The sequence below is a fragment of the Halomonas sp. BC1 genome (assembly GCF_002078135.1).
GTDB lineage: Bacteria > Pseudomonadota > Gammaproteobacteria > Pseudomonadales > Halomonadaceae > Vreelandella > Vreelandella stevensii.
The window spans coordinates 19264-40303 of record NZ_LFGS01000010.1 but is presented as its reverse complement, the minus strand read 5'-3'; the positions used below and the strand labels follow the sequence as shown (position 1 = coordinate 40303).

Sequence of the window (21040 nt, the reverse complement as noted above, 5' to 3'; positions counted from 1 at the left end):
ACGAGACAGACTTCACGACGGAGTGGTCAATGAGCGAGCAGGCTTACGATTCATCAAGCATCAAGGTGCTCAAAGGACTGGACGCAGTACGCAAGCGTCCGGGCATGTACATCGGTGATACCGACGATGGCACCGGGCTGCACCACATGGTTTTCGAGCTGGTGGATAACTCCATCGATGAAGCTCTGGCAGGCCACTGCAGTGAAATTCGCGTCGTCATCCACCCGGATGAGTCGATCACCGTGAGTGATAACGGCCGCGGTATTCCGACTGAACTGCATGAAGGCGAAGGCGTTTCGGCAGCTGAGGTCATCATGACCGTGCTGCACGCAGGCGGCAAGTTCGATGACAACTCCTACAAGGTGTCTGGCGGGCTGCACGGGGTAGGTGTCTCGGTGGTTAACGCGCTTTCAGAAGAGCTGCGTCTCACCATCTGGCGGCAAGGCGAAGTATTCGAGCAGATCTATCACCACGGCGTGCCGCAGGCTCCGCTTGGTGTGGTGGGCAAAACTGAAAAAAGCGGTACACGTGTACATTTTCGTCCGTCTCCTGCCACGTTCGCCAATATCGAGTTTCACTACGATATTCTGGCCAAGCGGCTACGTGAACTCTCCTTCCTGAACTCCGGCGTTGCAATTCGCCTGATGGATGAGCGTAGTGGCAAGGAGGAGCTTTTCCATTACGAGGGCGGCTTGAAAGCCTTTGTTGATCACCTCAACAAGAACAAGACCGTTCTCAACCCGGTTTTCCACTTCAATGCGGAGCGCGAAGACGGAGTGGAAGTTGAAGTGGCCATGCAGTGGAGCGATGCGTTTACAGAAAACATCTTCTGCTACACCAACAACATTCCCCAGCGAGACGGTGGCACCCACCTGGCAGGATTTCGGGCAGCCCTCACGCGAACGCTGAATCATTACATCGAAGCTGAAAATCTGCTCAAGAAATCGAAGGTCAATACCTCCGGTGATGATGCTCGTGAAGGTTTGACGGCCATCATTTCGGTGAAGGTACCGGATCCCAAGTTCTCCTCGCAGACGAAGGACAAGCTGGTTTCTTCCGAAGTGAAAACGGCGGTAGAGCAGGAGATGGGGCGTCTGTTCGCAGACTACCTGATCGAAAAGCCCAATGAAGCCAAGTCGATCGTCAACAAGATGATCGACGCGGCGCGAGCCCGTGAAGCCGCCCGAAAAGCTCGTGACATGACGCGTCGTAAGGGGGCTCTGGACATTGCTGGCTTGCCCGGCAAGCTGGCTGATTGTCAGGAGAAAGACCCCAGCCAGTCAGAACTTTACCTGGTGGAGGGTGACTCGGCCGGCGGCAGTGCCAAGCAGGGTCGTGACCGTCGTACCCAGGCCATCCTGCCATTGAAGGGCAAGATTCTAAACGTCGAGAAGGCACGCTTCGACAAGATGCTCTCTTCCGCCGAGGTAGGCACGCTGATCACGGCATTGGGATGCGGTATCGGCCGCGAAGAGTTCAACCCCGACAAGCTGCGCTATCACTCGGTCATCATCATGACGGATGCCGACGTGGACGGTTCACATATCCGTACGCTGCTGCTGACGTTCTTCTTCCGCCAGATGCCCGAGCTGATCGAGCGGGGCCATATCTTCATCGCGCAGCCACCGTTGTACAAGATCAAACGTGGCAAGCAGGAGCTCTACCTGAAAGACGAGCAGGCCATGGTGGACTACCTGACCACGACGGCACTGGATGGCGCAGGGCTCCATGTGAATGCCGATGCACCGGGCATCGCAGGCTCGCAGCTCGAGGCCCTGGTGAATCAGTATCGCAATGTCATGAAGCGGATTGATCGCCTGGCACGTGTTTACCCCATAGAGGTATTGAAGCAGGCAGTACATGCCACTGCACTGCAAGGGGAAGCTAGCCTGAAAGATCGCATCACCATGGAAAATTGGATTGGTGAGCTTCAGAAAGCCATGGATGACAAAGTGGCTTATGAGGGTGGCCCGCGTTATCAGTTCCATCTCCAGGAAGACACCGAGCGTGGCCTGCACCTTCCCGCAGTGTCACTGATTGCTCATGGCGTGACGACCGATTATGTGTGGGGGTTGGATTTCTTCGAGAGTGCTGACTATCGCGCGATTGCAGGGCTTGGGCAAACGCTTAACGGGCTGTTGGAAGAGGGCGCCTACATTGCCCGTGGCGAGCGTCAGAAGCCGGTTAGCCACTTCTCTGATGTGTTGTCCTGGTTGATGCAGGAAGGCCAGCGTGGCCTGTCAGTGCAGCGCTATAAAGGGCTGGGGGAAATGAACCCGGATCAGCTCTGGGAAACCACCATGGACCCCGATAGTCGCCGCATGCTGCGCGTGACCATTGAAGACGCCGTTGCCGCCGATATGATGTTCAACACCTTGATGGGCGATGAAGTAGAGCCACGCCGTGACTTTATCGAAACCAACGCTCTGGTGGCGAATCTTGACGTATAGCGCTGTACTCCATCAGCTAGCGGTCGTTAATGAAAGATGTTTCACGTGAAACATTGAATAAGAAAAGCCGCAGTGGGCATCGCCCTCTGCGGCTTTTTTGTATGAGACTGCTGTAAGAGCCTGGAGTGTGCAGGTTTGGCGCTTAACTCACCTTCAGCCACGCCGTGGGTGAGTATCCAGTGCACCGGCTAACAACTGGTCAACGAATTCAGCAAGGTCATTGACGACCAGCGTGTGTTCCAGGCCCACACTTTTGGCTAGTGTTCTCTCACCTTTGCCTGTCTTTACCAGTACACTTTGGCAACCTACCGCCTCTCCGGCCTGCAGATCTCGCAGGCTGTCACCTACCATCCAGCTACCTCCCAGGTGATCCAGGTCAAGTGCCTGCTGTATTTGCGTCAGTAGGCCGGGCAACGGTTTTCGGCAGGTGCAGGCATCTTGCGGGCCATGGGGGCAATATGCGATGTGCGCAATCTGGCCACCTTCGGCTTCTACCAAGGTGCTCATGTGATGGTGCATGGCGGCCAGGGTGGTTTCATCGTAATAGCCCCGTGCAATGCCTGATTGGTTGGTGGCCACGGCTACCGTAAAACCGGCCTGTGAAAGCCGCGCGATGGCCGTAATGGAAGCAGGGTAGGGCACCCACTCCGCCAGGGACTTGATGTAGTCATCCGAGTCGTGATTGATGACGCCATCCCGGTCAAGAATCACGAGCCGTTCTGGCATCAGAGAAGTCATCGAAGGCATGAAAGTCCTATTTACTGCGTAGGTGCTGATTCAGTAGCGCCAAGGCATGCAGGGTATGGGCAATTTTCTTACCATCGCTGCCAAAGCGTTGGAAAGGAATTTTCTGGAGACGCTGCAGGCGCGGCAAGGTCGCCAGAAAGCGTTCGCGTACATCGTCCCGGGTGGCCTGCAGGCCGTCCATCAGGGCTGCGGTCAGGCGTTCACGATGAAGTGGTCGTTTGCTCAGCTTGCCATAGAGAGAAAAGATGAAACAGTGCCAATCGCGCACCATGCAGTCGGTGAGTTCGTGTACCTGGCCTGGGTCCGTTTCGAAATCGATGAACACGACCCCATCCTTGTTGACCAGAATGTTGCGTGCAAAAGCCTCGCTAAGGTAGCAGCTGCGCTCATGCACATCATTGAGCGCTGAAATACCGAGGTTTAACAGTTGGTCGATTTCTTCCGGTGTTTGCGCCTGGGTCAATTTCTCCAGCAGCGTGGCTGCGGGCTCATCCTCACTGCCCACATCGGCCAGCAACAGGGCATCGGGGGTTTCTGCCAGAATAGTCGGTACGGCGATGCCTGCGGCAGACAGCGCTTTAATACGGCTGGCTTCCAGCGCCACGCTCTCTTGGCCGCCCAGGTTGGGCACCGGCTTGAGTGCTTCGATGTTCAGCCACCGCGCCATCAAGGTCAGCGGCAGGTAAGCCAGCCGTGAGTTACGTTTGGCGGCTTTTTTCAGCCAGACCTTTCGCCCTGCCAGCTCATAGGATGCCATGTTGGACTGCTGCTGAGGCAAGGTGTCGAAAAGAAACATATCGTACATGGCCAACTCCCTTGACAGCGTAAGTGCATGGCCGCCCAGTATGTCAGACGCAGCGGCAATTGAAATGTTTCATTAATTTTATCTTGATGTTTCACGTGAAACAAAAGCTTCGTTGAACACAGTCAACAAAAAACCCGGCCACCAGGGCCGGGTTGCATGCGCTTACGAGTAGAGGCTTACTGGGGTAGCTGAGAAATATCCGCGACTTCGAGGAAAAGCGCCTGCAGGCTGGCGAGTAGAGCAAGGCGGTTGCGACGCACGGCCTCGTCATCGGCCATGACCATGACCTGATCGAAGAACGTATCGACCGGCTCACGCAGCGTTGCCAGTGTGTCCAAAGCCTGCTGGTACTCACCGGCGGCAAATAGCGGAGCTACCTGCTGCTTACAGTGGATGACGGCCTCCGCTAGTGTCTGCTCGGGGCTCTCCTGAAGCAGTGTGGTATCGACTTGTGTGCTGCCATCGTGCGCCTGCTTACTCAGGATATTGGAGACACGCTTGTTGGCAGCCGCCAGAGCGGTGGCTTCCTCACGCTGGGCAAAGGCTTTGACGGCACGTAACCGACGCGCAAAATCCAGCGGCTTGCTGACGGGACGAGCACGCACGGCCAGGTACATCTCGGCGGTAATGCCTTCGTCCTGCCCCCAAGCGCGGAAGCGGTCGAGCATGTAGGTCAGCACTTCCTCTACCAGTCCTTCGGCTTTGGGCAGTTGCTGGTGCTGGTCGACGGCGACCTGCAGCAGTTCACGCAAGTCGAGGTTCAGCTCGCCTTTTACCAGGATATTCAGCACACCAATGGACGCGCGGCGCAGGGCAAAGGGGTCCTTGGCGCCCGTGGGGCGCTGGCCGATGCCGAAGATGCCCACCAGCGTATCAAGGCGGTCTGCCAGGGCCAGTGCTTGGCCAGTCAGACGGGCGGGGATGGCGTCGCTGGCAAAGCGCGGCAGGTACTGTTCTTCCAGTGCCTGGGCTACTTCGGCAGGCTCGCCATCCTGCTCGGCGTAGTAGCGGCCCATGATGCCTTGCAGCTCGGGGAACTCGAGTACCATCTCAGTGACCAGGTCGCATTTGGCCAGTGCCACGGCACGCTGAGCGTGGGCAACATCACCCTGGATGCGCTCGGCGATGAAGGTAGCAATGGCCGTGCTGCGGCGTGCCTTGTCTGCCAGCGTGCCGAGCTGCTGCTGAAACACGACGCTTTCCAGCTGAGGAATGCGCGATGCCAGCGTTTTTTTGCGGTCGGTATCGTAGAAGAACGCAGCATCCGCGAGGCGAGGACGGATGACCTTCTCATTGCCGGCAATGACCTGGTCAGGGTCCTGGCTTTCGATGTTGGAAATGGTAATGAACAGCGGCTTGAGCTTGCCGTGGTCATCCAGCAAGTGGAAGTATTTCTGGTTGGCCTTCATGGAGGAGATCAGGCACTCGGCGGGCACGTCCAAAAAGCGCTCATCGAAGCTGCCGGTCAATGCCACGGGCCACTCGACCAAACCGCTGACCTCGACCAGCAGGTCTTCATCGATGACCGCATTGGCTTCCTGAACTTCTGCCTCGGCCAGCACCTGCTCACGAATACGCTCGCGGCGCTGCTGACGGTCGGCCAGCACGTAGGCGTTTTCCAGTACTGCCAGATAATCGTCGGCGTGTTCGAGCTGGATCGCATCCGGGGCGTGGAAGCGATGACCGTAGGTGGTGCGGCTGGCCTGCAGGCCTAGTGCTTCTGCGGCAATCACTTCCTTGCCATACAGGGCCACCAACCAGTGTACCGGGCGGGAGAACTCCACACGAGACGCGCCCCAGCGCATGTTCTTGGGCACCGGCAGCGACTGAAGCGTCTTGCGAATCATCTCTGGCAGTAGTGCTTGGACACTCTCGCCTTGCTGCTGCTCCTGGAAGCCCAGCCAGGTGCCTTTGTCGGTTTCCAGGTGAATCAGCTCATCCACGCTGACGCCACAGGAGCGCGCAAAGCCTTCGGCGGCCTTGGTGGGCACGCCATCCTTGAATGCGGCGGCCAGCGCGGGACCACGGCGCTCCACTTCACGATCCGGCTGCTTGTCGGCCAATCCCGATACCTGGACGGCCAAACGACGCGGTGTTGCATAGGCAGTGACGGAGTGAAACGGAACCTCTGCTTCCTGCAGACCTTTTTCAATACCCGCAGCAAACGCATCAGAGAGCGCGTCCAGGGCGGTAGGCGGCAGCTCCTCGGCACCCAGTTCCAGTAAAAGCGTATCAACGGCCATCATGCGTCTCCTTGGTCGGCTAGCAGTTCGCGGCGCAGGGCCTCGGGCGCCATGGGGAACCCTGCTGCTTTGCGTGATTCGAAGTAGGCGGTCGCCACGTCACGGGCCATGGTCCGCACACGCAGGATGAAGCGTTGACGTTCGGTGACCGAGATGGCGTGGCGCGCATCCAGCAGGTTGAAAGTGTGCGACGCCTTGAGCACTTGCTCGTAGGCGGGTAGCGGCAGGCTGGCGGCCAGTAGTTTGCTGCACTCTTTTTCCTGATGGTCGAAGGCAGCAAAGAGCTGGTCGACGTCGGCGTGCTCGAAGTTGTAGGCTGACTGCTCCCGCTCGTTTTGCAGGTAAACATCGCCGTAGCTGACCTTGCTGCCGTCCGGCGCAATGGCCCAGACCAGATCGTAAACGCTATCGACGTTTTGCAGGTACATGGCGATACGCTCGAGGCCGTAGGTCAGCTCGCCGGTGACGGGGTAGCACTCGATGCCGCCCGCCTGCTGGAAGTAGGTGAACTGGGTGACTTCCATGCCGTTTAGCCATACTTCCCAGCCCAGGCCCCAGGCCCCGAGCGTGGGGGATTCCCAGTTGTCTTCCACGAAGCGAACGTCGTGAACCAGCGGGTCGAGGCCCAGGCGCTTCAGTGACCCCAGGTACAGGTCCTGCAGATTGCTGGGGGAGGGCTTCATCACCACCTGAAACTGGTAGTAGTGCTGCAGGCGATTGGGATTTTCGCCGTAGCGGCCGTCGGTGGGGCGGCGGGAAGGCTGCACATAGGCAGCGTTCCAGGTTTCGGGGCCAATCGCCCGCAGGAAGGTGGCGGGGTGGAAGGTGCCCGCGCCGACTTCCATATCGAGGGGCTGGAGAATCACACAGCCCTGTTCTGCCCAGTACTGTTGCAGAGCAAGGATCAAGCCTTGAAAGGTCGACACATCGGGTGTCGATTGGTTTGTCGAGACACTCATCGCGGAAAGCACCGTTGGCCATGAATTCATAAGCCGTCAAGTATACAATTACAGGCAGATGGGTTATAGGCACGTTAGCAAAACAGCCGCTTTTGATAAGGAGAACGAGATGATCGTGGTAACAGGCGGCGCCGGGTTTATCGGCGCCAATATTGTCAAAGCGCTAAATGCTCGTGGCCGTGACGATGTGATGGTGGTCGACGACCTGCGCGATGGCACCAAATTCGTCAACCTGGCGGACTGCACGCTCGCCGACTACCTGGACAAGGATGATTTCATTGCCCGGGTGAAAGCCGCGCTGCGCGGTGAAACGGTGGACCTGCCGACCATCGATGCGATTTTCCATGAGGGTGCCTGCTCGGATACCACGGAGTGGGACGGCCACTACATGATGGAGAACAACTTCGAGTACTCCAAGGTGCTGCTCAACTACTGCGAGAAGCTGGGCATTCCGTTTCTGTACGCCTCGTCAGCGGCCACCTACGGCGGCAGCGACGTGTTCAAGGAAGCCCCTGAGCACGAGAAACCGCTCAACGTCTATGGCTACTCCAAGCTGCTGTTCGATCAGCACGTGCGTTCGCGCTGGAACGAGCTGACTACCCAAGTGGTAGGTTTCCGCTACTTCAACGTCTACGGCCCTCGAGAGCAGCACAAGGGCAAGATGGCTAGCGTGGCGTACCACAACCATCTCCAGATCCGTAACGGCGAAACGCTGAAACTGTTCGGTGCCTACGGCGGCTATGAGGCGGGCATGCAGAGTCGCGACTTTGTCTACGTCGGCGATGTGGTCGACGTGAACCTCTGGTTCCTGGACAACCCCAGCGCGTCGGGCATCTTCAACCTGGGTACGGGCCGTGCCGAACCTTTCAAGGCGATTGGTGAAGCGGTGATCGATTTCTATGGTCAGGGCGAAATCGACTATATTCCGTTCCCCCAGGAGCTGAAGGGGCGCTACCAGAGCTATACCCGTGCGGACATCGGCCACCTGCGAGCAGCGGGATGTGATGTCGAGTTCAAGACGGTGGCTCAGGGGGTCAAGGCCTATCTGGAGTGGCTGAATGGCTGACTCTGCCAAGCGGCTGCTGGTGGTCGGCCCTTCCTGGGTCGGCGATATGGTCATGGCGCAAAGCCTGTTCATGACCTTGAAGGCGCGCACCCCAGGGGCCACGCTGGGCGTGGTGGCCCCGGCCTGGTCGCAGCCGATTCTCGAGCGCATGCCCGAAGTCGATGAGGTATTGCCACTGGAGGTCGGCCATGGTGAATTTGGCCTGGCGAGTCGGCGGGAGCTGGCTGCTCGGCTGCGGGGCCGTTTTGACCGCGCCATTGTACTACCACGCTCCTGGAAGGCGGCGCTGGTGCCTTTCATGGCACGGATCCCTGAGCGAGTAGGGTTCCTGGGGGAGCATCGCTATGGGCTGCTGAAAGAGCGCCGCAAGTTGGATAAACAGGTGCTGGATCAGACCGTCAAGCGCTTTGTCTCGCTGGGACTACCCGCTTCAGAGGCGCAAACTGGCCAGTTTGCCATTCCCAAGCCCAGGCTCACCATTGACCGTGACAACCTGGTGAATCTGCGGTTGAGCCTCGCGCTCTCCTCCCGCCCGGCAATCGGCATGATGCCAGGCGCTGAGTATGGGCCGGCCAAGCAATGGCCATTGGCCTATTTTCATCAGTTGGCGGCAAAACTGGTCAAAGACGGCTTTGAGGTGCGCGTGCTGGGTGGCGCAAAAGATCGTGAGGCGGGGCAGGCGATCGTGAAGGGGCTGTCGCATGCACACAACCTGTGCGGGAAAACCCAGCTGGCCGACGCCGTCGATCTGTTGGCCGACTGCCGTCAGGTGGTCACCAATGACTCTGGCCTGATGCATGTGGCGGCAGCGGTTGGAGTGCGTATTCAGGCGCTATATGGTTCGTCGTCTCCTGCCTATACGCCGCCTCTCACCGAACAGGCGTCCATTCACTACCTGGGGCTCTCCTGCTCGCCATGCTTCGCGCGAGTGTGCCCGCTGGGGCATACCAACTGTCTCAACGATTTGCCCGTCGAGCGCGTCTATCAGTCGATCTGCGCCGACCTGCCGTGAGGGGCTGACGAAGGCGCTGTCAGTGCAGGATCTCGACTTCCTCGGCTTGATCGGCCGGGGTCTCCATGACCTGCGCCGAGGAGCTCTCCTCAGGCTCTCTGCGCTGGGGGGCGAGGCCTTCCCATAGGCGATGCTGAAGCGCTGTTTCTTCGCGCAGACGGGCATTGAGCGTATTCAGCCCGTGGTTTTCCGCCAAGGTAGGACGGCGGCCCAACAGGGAGGTGCCAAGGCCTGCTCGGCCTTCGTGTAGCGGTAATCCCATGGCGTCCAGTATGGTGGGAAACACGTCCAGCATGGTGGCTTCGCGGCGTATCCGCTGGGGCACCACCCTGTCGCCTAGCATGATAAAGGTATTGTCGCGATCCAGCGCCGTCAGTTGGTCCCATACCGACACGCGCATGGTCAGGTGGTCGCTGAGCACCACCACCAGCGTATTCTCCAGCAGGTTTTCTGCTTCTAGCCGTTCGATCAGATCGCGGGCCAGCCAGGCCGAACACTCCACGGAGTAAAGAATGTCCTGGCCATCGAAGGCCCCTTGACGGTCAATGCAACGCTGAGCGGGAAAGCCGCTGGGGGCATGGCCCGCGATGCTCAGGTTGACCACTGCCCAGGGGCCATCGTCTTCACGGTTCAAGCGACGTATTTCGTCGACGGTGAAGTCGTAGAGGGTATCGTCATAGAGGCCCCAGCTATTGAGATACTCGGGGTCGTCCATGTCCGTGATGAAATCCTCCTTGCCCTTGACCGTGTCGAACTGATGCCCTCGGTAAAAGAGACCTTTCCCCGCAAACTGCGTACTGGCTCCCCCCAGATAGCTGAGCCGATAACCTTGACCCGCCAGAATATCGCCCAGGCAGTCTACGCCAGGCACGACCTGGGAAAGGGGTTCGAACTGGCTGTCATGCAACAGGCCAGCAGGCATCAGGGGAACGCCGCACTGGCTGGCGATCATCCCGGCCATGGTCCAGCCGGTGTTGTCCATTTGCTGCACACCTTCGAAGACGATGCCACGCTCACCCAGCACATCCAGGTCATCGTAGGCGTTGCCGAATATGTCGTGACGATAGGTACGCTCGAGGCTTTCCAGGTAGAGGAGCAGCAAGTTAGGTGCATTGGGCTGGTCTTCCAGCGGTGGCTGAACGTAGCGTCGATCCAGCCAGGCCCCGTCATCGGTCACGATGGCGGCACTGCGTTGCCCCAGCCCATACAGCAGCGGGTTCCCGGCTAACAAGGCAATGGCAAAAAAGCGTTCGGTCAGACGCCAACGCTGGTCGTGGCGTGCGATAGAGATGACGGAGATCAGCATGGCGAGCACGACCAGCGTATACACCACTGCCATGACCATTTTGCCGCCACCGCCATGGTCGGCCATGCCCGCTTGCAGATGGAAAAATACCGCGCCCAGGTCCACACTGCCAAAGCTGTCGACCAGGTAGACGTAAATGCCAAACAGGCTCAGCGGTAGCAGCGACCATGGCCAGACGGGGCGGTAGCGGGCATTCAAGGGAGCACCCCAGCGCAGCTTGAGGCCTACCAGCATCCACACGGTGGCGGTGATGAAAAGCGTCCACCAGGGCAAGCGCGTCAAGACAGTAACGGCATAGCCCAGGCTCGCGCCAATCACGACCAGCGGTAGCCAGGGAGTCAGGGGGGGTGACTTGGAAGCGAGCATGCCATGTCCCTTTTCGTCGCTTGCTGAATGAGCCTGTTAGCTTACCAAATCTCGACGTTCATGGTCGTGGTAGCATGCAACGAAACTGGTCATGAAGCATGAGCGAATGGATCGCTCATCTCGTTGTTATAGATTCGTTGATATAAATTCGCTGGGATAGGTGAACTGTGACTATTGCTGCTGTGTTGATCGTCAAAAACGAAGCCCACCATTTGCGTGAATGCCTGGAAACGCTCACTTGGGCCGATGAAATCGTCGTGCTGGATGCGGGCAGCCAGGATGCTACCTGCGAGATTGCCCGCGCGTTCACGGATAAGGTCCATGTGAATGCCGACTGGCAGGGGTTTGGCATTCAGCGCCAGCGAGCAGAAGCCCTGGTAAGCAGTGACTGGATTTTGATGGTCGACGCCGATGAGCGCGTGACCCCTGAATTGCGTGACAGCATTCAGGCCGCCGTTCAGCAGCCGCCTGCTGCCTATAGCGTGAGTCGGCTCTCCTGGTGTTTTGGCCGTTTCATTCGCCACTCGGGCTGGTACCCAGACCGAGTGCTGCGTCTCTACCCGAAAGGTCAGGCAGGGTATAACGCCGCGTTGGTGCACGAGAAGCTGGTCGTCGACGCAGGCCTTGCCGAAAAGCCGTTATCCGGCGACCTGCTTCACTACACCTACCGCGATCTGCGCCACTATCTGGAGAAATCCGCCCACTATGCCCAGGCCTGGGCAGAACAGCGGGCGGCTCAAGGCAAAACGGCCACGCTATGGCAAGGCATTCGCCATGGTCTGGCCTGCTTTCTCAAGATGTACGTGCTCAAAGCCGGGTTCAAGGATGGCAAGCAGGGGCTGTTGCTGGCGCTGCTCTCTGCGCATTCCACGTTCGCCAAGTACGCCGATCTATGGGTGCGTACCCAAACCGCCGAGAAGCAGCGCTGAGATCTGTTGGGCTGCCGCGTCGAGATCAATGGCAGTCATGTCCTGTGTGTCAGCGCCTGAAGGCGGGCTGAACGCCAGGCGCTTTTCCGCCCGGTTGCAAGTTTGCCATCGCAGCGGCGTGGCAGAGCGCTTGGCGGGATAAAAGCCCGCTGTGGCGATGTCCAGGCAGCCTGCGATATGCAGCGGGCCGGTCGAGCCGGCAATCAGCATGTCTGCTCCGCCAAGCTGTAAGGCAAAGGCGTCGACACCTGCGGTGTCGGGGAAGTGGTCTGCTTCAACACCCTGTTTGGCTAGCTGCTCCCTCAACTCTTGTGCCTGAGGCTGCTCACTGGGGCCAGCGCTGATCAGCCAGCGTAGTGGCAAGTGCTGGCACTGCTGGTGAACGTGAGTGATCAACTCGGCGTACTGTGCCACCGATAGATTCACCGCCGAGCCGCCACTGCCAGGATGAACGACCACCACGCGCTCTGACGTATCGTTTATCAACGCTTGGCGCTGTGCATGGCGCAGTGCGTCATCCAGCGGCCAGAAGGGTGGTGAAGGCAGGGTAGAGAGTTTCAGCGAAAGGCGTGCCAGCAGCTCACAGGCCAGATCGACGTTGTACTGGTACTCCGGTTTTGCTGACTGCGAGCGGCGTTGGCGTACCCGTACGTTATAGAACACCTGCGCCCACTTGGTCGCTGGGGCAACGCGCAGCGGAATGCCTGCTTTCATGCCTAGCCAACCAATGCGCGGTGTCGAGAACAGCGTTAGCAGGGCATCGAATTTCGATTGTTTCACGTGAAACAATAGCGCCTGCTGCGCCGCTTTATCGGCCTGGCTACCGGGGTCGATAATGACCTCATCTACCCATGGGCACGCGTTGGCCAAGGGGGCGGTATAGGCAGGCACCAGCACAGTGACGTGGGGTTCAGGTGTTGCCTGTTTCAAGCAGGCCAGGGCGGGCCAGGCCAGCATGAAATCTCCAATCTTGTCATTGCGGACCACTAAAATACGAGGTTGCGCAGTCTGGGGATGATTCATGAAGGCTCCTTGGGTGATAATGGTCAACCGTGTCAACGTCATGGCAGAGAGGTACTTAGTGGCTCACCATATTATGCAGGTCTGTATGTCCAAAGGGTGGGGCGGACTGGAGATGTACCCGTCGCGTATTATGCCTGAATTGCAGCGCCTGGGAGTGGTGAATCATGGCCTTGCCATCGCCGGGTCGCGTGTCGCCAGCAGTATGGAGGGCGCAGGAGCAAGCGTGTTCACGGTGCCGAGTACCGCCCGAGCACTCCTTTCACTACCCGCGTTGCTGGGTTATATAGACCGACACTGTATCGATATCGTGCACTGCCATAAGTCGAGTGACCTGCGTGTTGCGGCACTGCTCAGCCTCTTTCGCCCTCGCTTAAAGCTGTTTTTTACCGAGCATATGGGAGTGACGCGCCCCAAGAAAGGTGTCTATCACCGTTTGGCCTATTCGCGGGTAACCAGAGTCTTTTCGATCAGTCAGGCGACCTATCGACGCAACAAGCAGGCATTGCCCGTCCCGGAGGCGCGCCTTCACTGCCTTGGGCTGGGCGTGAACGTGGATGCCTACCAAGGGGCGGTGCACGCCAAATCAGCGCTCGGCCTTCCTGAGGACGGATGTTTGATTGCACTGCCAGGACGTCTGACGCCCGGCAAAGGACATGAGGTGTGGCTGGAAGCATTGGCATCGTTGGATCGCCAAGCGTTGTGGTATGGCTTGATCATTGGCGGTGTCACTGCCGATGAAGGGGCTGACGAATCATTTGTGGCGGCGATCAAGCAAAAGGTCGCAGCGCTTGGTTTGCAAGAGCGCGTCCACTTTCTCGGATTTCGCCAAGACTTACCCGCGCTGCTCCAGGCCATCGATATCGCGTGTATCCCTTCGCGTAATGAAGCCTTTGGGCTGACCGTCATCGAGGCCATGGCTGCCCAATGTGCTGTCGTGGGGGCTAATAGCGGTGCTATCCCTGAATTGATAGACCAGCAAAGAGGTCGCCTGGCCGACCCGCTATCGGCTGAAGAGTGGTCCGTTGCCCTGAAAGAACTGATCGATGCGCCGGAGACCAGGCGGGTGCTGGGTGAAGAGGCGCGTCGATGGGTGGTCGCGCATATGGCGCTCGATGTGCACGCGAAAAAACTGCTGCGCGAATATCAACTGCCCGAGTGATAGCCCGCCACGATGTGAGTGTGCGGGCGTGCACTGGCAAACTTCACCACAGACCGCTCCAGCCGCTGCAAGTTGCCCGCTTGCCATTTGCCCGGCGGGCGCAGTCGGCAGCGGTCGAGATCGATTAGCCAGGGTTTGCCAGCCTCATCCACCAGAATATTACGGGCGTTGAGATCCACATGATCGAGCCCTGCCTGGTGAAACCGCTTGATCATGGCGCCTACGCGCATCAACAGCGCCTCGTCTGCCTCTTCGGCGCTCAGTAAGGAGGCGAGCGCTCGGGCGCCCGGGATGCGTACGGTCAGCAGGGCCGCCTCATAGGTCAAACCGAACCGAGTGACGCAGCAGGCCACTGGGCGAGGCACGGGAAGCCCTTGCTCATACAGCGCGGCGGTCAAGCGCACTTCACGAAACGCTCGTGTGCGCTCTGCCCCCAGCCAGACATAGCGCTGCTTGCTGACCTTGGCGATGAGCCCGCCGCGCTGGTAAGGGCGCAGCACCCACTGCTCATGGTCGCGTGCTTGCAGGAACAGGCTGCTGCCACGGCCGGGTGCTTCGCCGACTACCAGGCCTCGCGATTGCCAGTAATCTGCCTCGAACAGCGCTGTGCTCAGTGGGTGAGTAGGGGAGGACAGTTGGTGTGATGCGCAGGCGTCACTTAAACTGTCTGCATCATGTAAAATCAGCCCATTTTTCTGCTGGAGTGCCGCTAAGCGCATGAAGCCCTCTCTGCCTGCTCAACCAAACCATATTGCCATTTTGCGCCTCTCCGCGTTGGGAGACGTGTGCAATCTCGTGCCCACGGTGCGAGCGTTGCAGCGCCAATGGCCCGACGCGCGCATTACCTGGATTATCGGTAAGGGGGAGCACAGTCTACTGGCCGGGCTTTCCGGGGTCGAGTTTGTTGTTTACGACAAGTCCACCGGGATTGCGGGTATGCGTGCGCTGTGGCGCCAGCTTGCCGGTACACGTTTTGATGTGTTGCTGCATATGCAGCAGGCAATTCGCGCAAGCTTACTGTCGCTCGGTTTAAAAGCCAATGTGCGGGTAGGTTACGACAAAGCGCGCGCCAAAGACGCCCAACATTGGTTCACCCAGCATCAGATAGCACCGCACTCGAACGCTCACGTGCTGGAATCTTTCATGGATTTTGCGCGAGTGCTGGGCGTCGAAGACGAGCGTTTAGAGTGGAATCTCGCGGTGCCTGCCGTTGCCTACGAGGAAGCCCGGGCAATCAGTGGCGACACGCCTTATTTGGTGATCAACCCCTGTAGCAATGCGCGCTTGCGCAATTTTCGCAACTGGTCCGTGGAAGGGTATGCCAGCGTGATTGAACACGCCTGGGTACAGCATGGTCTCAAGAGCGTGCTCACGGGGGGCGGCAGCCCCCTGGAGCGTGAAATGGGCGACCATATCGAGGCGCTCTGCCAGCCGGGGAGCGTCATCAATGCCATCGGCGGCACCTCGCTGAAGGGCGTGCTGGCGCTGATCGAAAACGCTCGCGCGGTGATTGCCCCGGATACGGGCCCTGCGCATATGGGTAACGCCATGGGCACGCCGACGCTTGGCCTCTATGCCACCACCAACCCTCAGCGGGCTGCGCCCTATCTGTGGCGCGATTTTGCCGTCAATGCGTACCCCGATGCGGTACGCACCTATCTGCATAAATCGGTGGATGAAGTGAGCTGGGGGCAGCGGGTGCGGCATGCCGATGCCATGGACCTGATCAAGGCGGACGACGTCATTGCCAAGTTAGATGCGCTGCTGGCGCATAGCGCAGCGCACACCACAACAGGACTCTCGGATGAAAGTTGATCTAACCGCCCTGGAACATGCCCGCGTACTGGTGGTCGGGGATGTCATGCTCGACCGCTACTGGCATGGCGGCACCTCGCGTATCTCACCGGAAGCCCCGGTGCCCGTGGTACGCGTGGAAGATGCCGATGACCGCCCCGGCGGCGCGGCCAATGTGGCGCTCAACGTGGCGTCATTGGGTGGGCACGCCGCGCTGGCGGGCCTGGTGGGAGAGGATGACAATGCCGAGCTGCTCACCAAGCGCCTGGCGGCAGCCAATGTAAGCACTTACTTCCAGCGCAGCCCTGATGTCCCAACGATTACCAAGCTGCGTGTGATGAGCCGTAACCAGCAGCTGCTGCGCCTGGATTTCGAGCAGCGCCTCGATAGCGTGGACACCAGCGCCCTGCTGGCGCAAGTGGAACAGGCGCTGCCCGAATGCGACGTGGTGATCCTGTCGGATTACGGCAAGGGCACGTTGAATCAGGTCGAGCGGCTGATCGAGATGGCTCGCCAGCACGGCAAGCGGGTACTGATCGACCCCAAGGGTCAGGATTTCACCAAGTACCGGGGAGCCAGCCTGATCACTCCTAACCTGGCCGAGTTCGAGGCCGTGGCAGGCCCCTGCGCCACCGACGCTATCCTGGCCGAGCGTGGCGAAGCGCTGCGTGCCGAGCTGGCACTGGAAGCGCTGCTGATTACCCGTAGCGAGAAGGGCATGACGCTGATCCGTGAAGGCCATGCACCGCTGCACCTGCCCACCCGTGCCCAGGAAGTGTTCGATGTCACGGGGGCCGGCGATACCGTGATTGGCCTGATGGGCCTGGCCCTGGCCGCTAACCATGCGCTGCCGGAAGCCATGATGCTGGCCAACTTGGGCGCGGGCCTGGTGGTGGCCAAGCCGGGTACCGCCACGCTCTCCATTGCCGAGCTTTACACCGCGCTGCATGGCGACAAGCTGGCCGAGTTCGGCGTGATCGAGCCAGCGCCTCTGATCGATGCCGTTCGCGCTGCGCAGCTGCGCGGTGAGCGGGTGGTGATGACCAATGGCTGCTTCGATATTCTCCACGCAGGCCATGTGGCCTACCTGGAACAGGCCAAGCGCCTGGGTGACCGGCTGGTCGTGGCGGTGAACGATGATGCGTCCATTGGCCGGTTGAAAGGGCCGAAGCGCCCCATCAACCCGTTGAACCGACGGATGCAGGTGCTGGCGGGGCTCGGCGCGGTGGATTGGGTGGTGCCGTTCAGTGACGACACGCCTGCCGCCCTGATCGAGCAAGTATTGCCGGATATTCTGGTCAAAGGCGGCGACTACCGCCCCGAAGACATTGCTGGCGGCAGCGCCGTGATTGCCAACGGGGGCGAAGTCAAGGTGCTGGGCTTCGAGGATGGTGTTTCCACCACGGCAATGATCAGCTCGATTCTGGATCGCGAAAGTTGATGACCACCCCCCGCTGGCCACGGCTGGCCTATTCGGCAGCGTTGTATGGGCTGGCGCCCTTGATTGGCTGGCGCATCTGGCGTGAGCAAGTCCCCACGTACTCACGACTCCAGCGGCTGGGACTGCGCCTTGAACCACTCCCGCCCGCGCCGCGACTTTGGCTGCACTGTGCTTCCGTGGGGGAAGTGCGCGCCGCACGCCCGCTGATCGAAGGGCTGCTGGCGCGCTTTCCTCGCCACAGCCTGCTGCTGACCACCATGACGGCTACCGGCGCCAGACAGGCACAGGCGTTGATAGCAGAACAGGAGACTGCCGACCAGACGCGCCTTGCCCACCGTTTTTTGCCGTTGGATTTTCCCGGCGCGGCCAGGCGTTTTGTGGCTCGCGTACAGCCGGACCTTGCCATCCTGTTTGAAACCGAGCTGTGGCCGAACCTGCTTCACGCCTGCCATCGGCAGGCGGTGCCCGTTGCCGTAGTGAACGGCCGACTATCGCCCCGCGCGTTTGGCCGCTACCAGCGTTTGCGCTCGCTGATGCAGGGGGCCTTGGCCAACGTGACGTGGCTGGCTGCCAAGTCGCCAGAGGACGCCGAGCGTTTTCACGCGCTGGGCTGTGCGGCTGAATCGACCACCGTGGTGGGGTCGCTGAAGTTCGAACAAGCCTTTCCTGAAAGGCTATTGGAAGAGAGTGAGTACTTACTTAATGCGTGGGGTCAGCGTCCCGTGTGGGTCGCTGGCTCTACCCGAGACGGGGAAGAAGCGCTGCTGCTGGCTGCCCATCGTCAATTGCTCACGCGCTTCCCCGCGGCGCTGTTAGTGCTGGTGCCCAGGCATCCACAGCGCTTTGATGAAGTGGCGGCCCAGTGTGAGCGTGCAGGGTTCAAGGTGAGTCGTCGAAGCCAGCAACAGCCCGTCACGCCCGCCACCCAGGTCTACCTGGGGGATACGCTGGGCGAGCTGGCGACGCTGTACGCTGCGGGCAGCGTCGCCTATGTGGGGGGGAGTCTGGTGCCACTGGGCGGGCACAACGTGTTGGAGCCTGCTGCGCTGGGTAAGCCCGTGCTGTGCGGTCCGTCACTGGAAAACTTCAGCGATGTTGCCGAGCCGCTCTTGGCGGCCAAGGCACTGACGATGGTTGACACGCCAGATGCGCTGGCGAGCGTTCTGGTAGAACACATCACCAACCCTGAGTGTGCCAGGCAGCGCGGGCTGGCTGGGCAAGCGGCCATCAAAGCTCAGCGTGGGGCGCTTTGGCGCACGTTGGATGGGCTTGGCCGGTGCCTGGCCTTGGCCCGGGATTAGTCCTGGCCAGTGCCTGGCTTTGGCGAGTGCTCAGCGTAAGGCCGTGCGCTCTACGCCATCCGCTTTACCCAGCAGCAAGACATCGGCACCGCGTGCAGCAAATAGGCCGTTGGTCACCACGCCGACGATGCCATTGATTCGTGCTTCCATGGCTACCGGGTCGTCGATCATGAAGTTGAAGCAGTCGATGATCTGGTTGCCGTTGTCGGTGATGACGCCCTGACGGTAAACGGGGTCGGCACCGAGTTTGACCAGCTCGCGGGCCACATAAGAGCGCGCCATGGGAATCACTTCTACCGGCAGGGGAAAGTTGCCGAGCTGGGCGACGTATTTCGAGCCATCGGCAATACAGATGAAGCGCTCGGCGCAGGCGGCGACGATCTTTTCACGCGTCAGTGCGGCACCCCCGCCTTTGATCATATGCAAGTGAGCATTCACTTCGTCGGCACCATCGATGTAAAAGGGGACGTTGCCAACGTGATTGAGCTCGAAGACCTCGATACCCTGTGCTTTCAAGCGCTCTGCACTGGCCTCAGAGCTGGCCACGGCCCCTTTGAAGCGGTCGCGTAACGCGCCCAAACGATCAATGAACAGGTTGGCGGTGGAGCCGGTGCCAATGCCCAGCACGGTGCTTTTTTCGAGATATGGCTCGATTTCATCGAGCGCGGCATCGGCGACAGCGGCTTTTAGTTCGTCTTGTGTCATGATGGAGTCCAATCAGGGTGGGCAGTCGTGCTTAGTATAACGGCCTGAACGCCCGCTGCCGATGGCAACGCCGCTAGACGTTGGCGGTTGTCATCTGCTACCAATAGAGGTTTTGTTCGCACCCGCCAGGGTCACGCCATTTTTCCGGGATATCAGCATGCTCGAAGCAACCGTCAAAAAGATTCTCCAGGCCCGTGTCTACGAAGCGGCCTGCGAGACGCCTATTTCCCCCGCTCCCTTTTTGTCGCGTCGTTTCAACAACCAGATTTTGATCAAACGCGAAGACTTGCAGCCGGTGTTTTCGTTCAAGATCCGTGGGGCCTACAACAAGATGGCCCAGCTCACGGAAGAACAGAAAGCCAAGGGGGTGATTGCTGCCTCGGCGGGCAACCATGCACAGGGCTTGGCCATGGCGGCCAAACTGATGGGCGTGAAGGCCGTCATCGTGATGCCTCGCATCACGCCGGATATCAAAGTGCAGGCGGTACGTGCGCGGGGGGCAAAAGTGGTGCTGAAGGGCGACGCTTTTGCCGCCGCCGCCGAGCATGCGCAGGAGCTGATCAAGGAGCATGGCTACACCTATATTCCGCCGTTTGACGATATCGACGTCGTGGCGGGCCAGGGCACCATCGGGGTCGAGATTCTGCGCCAGCACAGCGGGCGGCTGGATGCGATTTTCATCCCGGTAGGCGGTGGTGGGCTGATTGCCGGGGTGGCGGCCTACGTGAAATACCTGCGTCCTGATATCAAGATCATTGGCGTCGAGGCCGAGGATAGCGCTTGCTTGAAAGCGGCTCTGGAGGCCGGGGAGCGCGTTGTGCTGGATCAGGTGGGCGTGTTTGCAGAAGGCGTGGCCGTGGCGCAAATTGGCGACGTGCCTTTCTCTCTGGTGCGTGACCTGATCGACGATGTCATTACCGTGAACACCGATGAGATGTGCGCGGCGGTCAAGGACATTTTTGAGGATACCCGTGCCGTGGCGGAAACGTCTGGAGCGCTGTCGTTGGCCGGCCTGAAGAAATACGTGCAGCAGACCGGTGCCGAGGGGGAAACCCTGTTGTGCATCAATTCGGGAGCCAACACCAACTTTGACCGCTTGCAGCATATTGCCGAACGGACGGAGCTGGGCGAGCAGCGCGAAGCCATCCTGGCCGTCACCATTGCTGAAAAGCCTGGCAGCTTCAAGAAGTTCTGCCGAACGCTGGGCAAACGTATGGTGACCGAATTCAGCTATCGTTATGCCGATGATAACGAAGCTCATATCTTTGTGGGCGTGCAGGTCAAGCCAGGTGGCGAAGACCGCCTGGCGGTGATCGACAAGCTGCGCGAAGGCGGGTATCAGGTCGAAGACTTGACCGATAACGAACTGGCGAAGCTGCACATTCGCCATCTCAGCGGCGGTCGGCCCCGGGAGCACTTCGAGGAGGAGCTTTACCGTTTCGAATTTCCGGAACGTCCTGGCGCCTTGATGAACTTCCTCACCCAATTGCCCCATGATTGGAATATTTCACTGTTCCACTATCGCAACCACGGGGCTGCTTATGGTCGTGTGCTGGTGGGCATGCAGGTACCCAATGAGGATCGCACCCACGTGACCGAGTACCTGGACGCCATTGGTTACCGTTACTGGCAGGAGAGCGACAACCCGGCCTATCGGCTGTTCATGGCGTAATTGGATGTAAGTGTTTGCTAACTAGGCAGCCAAGTGCCGCTGAACAGATTCAAAAAGCTAAA

Annotated in this window: 17 protein-coding genes; 9 read left to right on the top strand and 8 right to left on the bottom strand. The window is 59.6% G+C overall.

Translation table 11 applies throughout. The annotated features are described in order from the left end of the window. The first annotated feature begins 29 nt into the window (after positions 1 to 29). Positions 30 to 2450 carry a DNA topoisomerase (ATP-hydrolyzing) subunit B gene (gyrB, locus tag B7L72_RS08710; protein WP_081193803.1) on the top strand — a complete coding sequence of 807 codons (2421 nt, stop codon included), beginning with the start codon at positions 30 to 32 and terminating at the stop codon, positions 2448 to 2450. Positions 2451 to 2603: 153 nt separating this feature from the next. Here gyrB and gmhB read toward each other — a convergent pair whose 3' ends face one another. The 4 genes from gmhB to glyQ form a co-directional block, all read right to left on the bottom strand. Next, the gene (gene gmhB, locus B7L72_RS08705; RefSeq protein WP_081193801.1) at positions 2604 to 3176 is read right to left on the bottom strand and encodes a D-glycero-beta-D-manno-heptose 1,7-bisphosphate 7-phosphatase; all 573 of its coding nucleotides are present in this window, start codon (positions 3174 to 3176) and stop codon (positions 2604 to 2606) included. Between the two features lie 28 nt (positions 3177 to 3204). Beyond that, complete coding sequence (locus tag B7L72_RS08700; protein ID WP_081193799.1) at positions 3205 to 4002, bottom strand: RIO1 family regulatory kinase/ATPase; 798 nt, start codon at positions 4000 to 4002, stop codon at positions 3205 to 3207. Between the two features lie 176 nt (positions 4003 to 4178). Further along, positions 4179 to 6245, bottom strand: a complete 2067-nt coding sequence (glyS, locus tag B7L72_RS08695; RefSeq protein WP_081193797.1) for a glycine--tRNA ligase subunit beta — start codon at positions 6243 to 6245, stop codon at positions 4179 to 4181. After that, positions 6245 to 7204, bottom strand: coding sequence for a glycine--tRNA ligase subunit alpha (glyQ, locus tag B7L72_RS08690; protein WP_026001915.1), 960 nt, complete (start codon positions 7202 to 7204; stop codon positions 6245 to 6247). The genes glyS and glyQ overlap by 1 nt, the downstream gene beginning before the upstream one ends. 109 nt (positions 7205 to 7313) lie before the next feature. On the opposite strand from glyQ, the gene rfaD reads away from it, so the two are divergent. Both rfaD and waaF read left to right on the top strand, forming a co-directional pair. Further along, positions 7314 to 8270, top strand: coding sequence for an ADP-glyceromanno-heptose 6-epimerase (rfaD, locus tag B7L72_RS08685; RefSeq protein ID WP_016915616.1), 957 nt, complete (start codon positions 7314 to 7316; stop codon positions 8268 to 8270). Next, complete coding sequence (gene waaF / locus B7L72_RS08680; RefSeq protein ID WP_081193795.1) at positions 8263 to 9282, top strand: lipopolysaccharide heptosyltransferase II; 1020 nt, start codon at positions 8263 to 8265, stop codon at positions 9280 to 9282. Before rfaD ends, waaF begins: the two co-directional genes overlap by 8 nt. 19 nt (positions 9283 to 9301) lie before the next feature. On the opposite strand, the gene B7L72_RS08675 is transcribed toward waaF, so the two are convergent. After that, entirely contained in the window at positions 9302 to 10954 is a 1653-nt protein-coding gene (locus tag B7L72_RS08675) for a sulfatase-like hydrolase/transferase (RefSeq protein WP_081193791.1), read from the bottom strand. A gap of 167 nt (positions 10955 to 11121) precedes the next feature. Between B7L72_RS08675 and B7L72_RS08670 the strand changes: the two genes are divergently transcribed. Then, entirely contained in the window at positions 11122 to 11883 is a 762-nt protein-coding gene (locus B7L72_RS08670) for a glycosyltransferase family 2 protein (RefSeq protein WP_039179131.1), read from the top strand. Here the strand turns inward: B7L72_RS08670 and B7L72_RS08665 are convergent. Continuing rightward, positions 11845 to 12906, bottom strand: a complete 1062-nt coding sequence (locus B7L72_RS08665; RefSeq protein ID WP_081193789.1) for a glycosyltransferase family 9 protein — start codon at positions 12904 to 12906, stop codon at positions 11845 to 11847. The genes B7L72_RS08670 and B7L72_RS08665 overlap by 39 nt on opposite strands. A gap of 85 nt (positions 12907 to 12991) precedes the next feature. Between B7L72_RS08665 and B7L72_RS08660 the strand changes: the two genes are divergently transcribed. Beyond that, positions 12992 to 14065, top strand: coding sequence for a glycosyltransferase family 4 protein (locus B7L72_RS08660; RefSeq protein ID WP_176212860.1), 1074 nt, complete (start codon positions 12992 to 12994; stop codon positions 14063 to 14065). Here the strand turns inward: B7L72_RS08660 and B7L72_RS08655 are convergent. Further along, positions 14050 to 14784 carry a 3-deoxy-D-manno-octulosonic acid kinase gene (locus tag B7L72_RS08655; RefSeq protein WP_081193787.1) on the bottom strand — a complete coding sequence of 245 codons (735 nt, stop codon included), beginning with the start codon at positions 14782 to 14784 and terminating at the stop codon, positions 14050 to 14052. The genes B7L72_RS08660 and B7L72_RS08655 overlap by 16 nt on opposite strands. Between B7L72_RS08655 and B7L72_RS08650 the strand changes: the two genes are divergently transcribed. From B7L72_RS08650 to waaA, 3 genes are read left to right on the top strand one after another with little or no spacing between them, the layout of a single operon-like run. Next, positions 14783 to 15880 (top strand): glycosyltransferase family 9 protein, encoded by a 1098-nt coding sequence (locus tag B7L72_RS08650; RefSeq protein WP_081193785.1) that lies wholly within the window; start codon positions 14783 to 14785, stop codon positions 15878 to 15880. The genes B7L72_RS08655 and B7L72_RS08650 overlap by 2 nt on opposite strands. After that, positions 15870 to 17300, top strand: a complete 1431-nt coding sequence (gene hldE / locus B7L72_RS08645; protein ID WP_081193783.1) for a bifunctional D-glycero-beta-D-manno-heptose-7-phosphate kinase/D-glycero-beta-D-manno-heptose 1-phosphate adenylyltransferase HldE — start codon at positions 15870 to 15872, stop codon at positions 17298 to 17300. Before B7L72_RS08650 ends, hldE begins: the two co-directional genes overlap by 11 nt. After that, positions 17300 to 18601: a lipid IV(A) 3-deoxy-D-manno-octulosonic acid transferase gene (gene waaA / locus B7L72_RS08640; protein ID WP_081193781.1), complete on the top strand. Its 1302-nt coding sequence runs from the start codon at positions 17300 to 17302 to the stop codon at positions 18599 to 18601. The genes hldE and waaA overlap by 1 nt, the downstream gene beginning before the upstream one ends. A 30-nt stretch (positions 18602 to 18631) precedes the next feature. Here the strand turns inward: waaA and rpiA are convergent, their stop codons facing one another. Beyond that, positions 18632 to 19306 carry a ribose-5-phosphate isomerase RpiA gene (gene rpiA / locus B7L72_RS08635; RefSeq protein WP_016915627.1) on the bottom strand — a complete coding sequence of 225 codons (675 nt, stop codon included), beginning with the start codon at positions 19304 to 19306 and terminating at the stop codon, positions 18632 to 18634. Positions 19307 to 19463: 157 nt separating this feature from the next. Here rpiA and ilvA point away from each other — a divergent pair, with 157 nt between their 5' ends. Then, positions 19464 to 20978 (top strand): threonine ammonia-lyase, biosynthetic, encoded by a 1515-nt coding sequence (gene ilvA, locus B7L72_RS08630; protein WP_081193779.1) that lies wholly within the window; start codon positions 19464 to 19466, stop codon positions 20976 to 20978. The last annotated feature ends 62 nt before the right edge of the window (positions 20979 to 21040 follow it).

Excerpts from the sequence above, each read along its gene's own strand:
- waaF (WP_081193795.1), top strand. The coding sequence starts at position 8,263 with ATGGCTGACTCTGCCAAGCGGCTGCTGGTGGTCGGCCCTTCCTGGGTC.
- B7L72_RS08700 (WP_081193799.1), bottom strand. The coding sequence starts at position 4,002 with ATGTACGATATGTTTCTTTTCGACACCTTGCCTCAGCAGCAGTCCAAC.
- glyQ (WP_026001915.1), bottom strand. The coding sequence starts at position 7,204 with ATGAGTGTCTCGACAAACCAATCGACACCCGATGTGTCGACCTTTCAA.
- rpiA (WP_016915627.1), bottom strand. The coding sequence starts at position 19,306 with ATGACACAAGACGAACTAAAAGCCGCTGTCGCCGATGCCGCGCTCGAT.
- B7L72_RS08655 (WP_081193787.1), bottom strand. The coding sequence starts at position 14,784 with ATGCGCTTAGCGGCACTCCAGCAGAAAAATGGGCTGATTTTACATGAT.
- B7L72_RS08650 (WP_081193785.1), top strand. The coding sequence starts at position 14,783 with ATGAAGCCCTCTCTGCCTGCTCAACCAAACCATATTGCCATTTTGCGC.
- gyrB (WP_081193803.1), top strand. The coding sequence starts at position 30 with ATGAGCGAGCAGGCTTACGATTCATCAAGCATCAAGGTGCTCAAAGGA.
- B7L72_RS08660 (WP_176212860.1), top strand. The coding sequence starts at position 12,992 with ATGTCCAAAGGGTGGGGCGGACTGGAGATGTACCCGTCGCGTATTATG.
- ilvA (WP_081193779.1), top strand. The coding sequence starts at position 19,464 with ATGCTCGAAGCAACCGTCAAAAAGATTCTCCAGGCCCGTGTCTACGAA.
- B7L72_RS08665 (WP_081193789.1), bottom strand. The coding sequence starts at position 12,906 with ATGAATCATCCCCAGACTGCGCAACCTCGTATTTTAGTGGTCCGCAAT.
- hldE (WP_081193783.1), top strand. The coding sequence starts at position 15,870 with ATGAAAGTTGATCTAACCGCCCTGGAACATGCCCGCGTACTGGTGGTC.
- gmhB (WP_081193801.1), bottom strand. The coding sequence starts at position 3,176 with ATGCCAGAACGGCTCGTGATTCTTGACCGGGATGGCGTCATCAATCAC.
- rfaD (WP_016915616.1), top strand. The coding sequence starts at position 7,314 with ATGATCGTGGTAACAGGCGGCGCCGGGTTTATCGGCGCCAATATTGTC.
- glyS (WP_081193797.1), bottom strand. The coding sequence starts at position 6,245 with ATGGCCGTTGATACGCTTTTACTGGAACTGGGTGCCGAGGAGCTGCCG.
- B7L72_RS08675 (WP_081193791.1), bottom strand. The coding sequence starts at position 10,954 with ATGCTCGCTTCCAAGTCACCCCCCCTGACTCCCTGGCTACCGCTGGTC.
- waaA (WP_081193781.1), top strand. The coding sequence starts at position 17,300 with ATGACCACCCCCCGCTGGCCACGGCTGGCCTATTCGGCAGCGTTGTAT.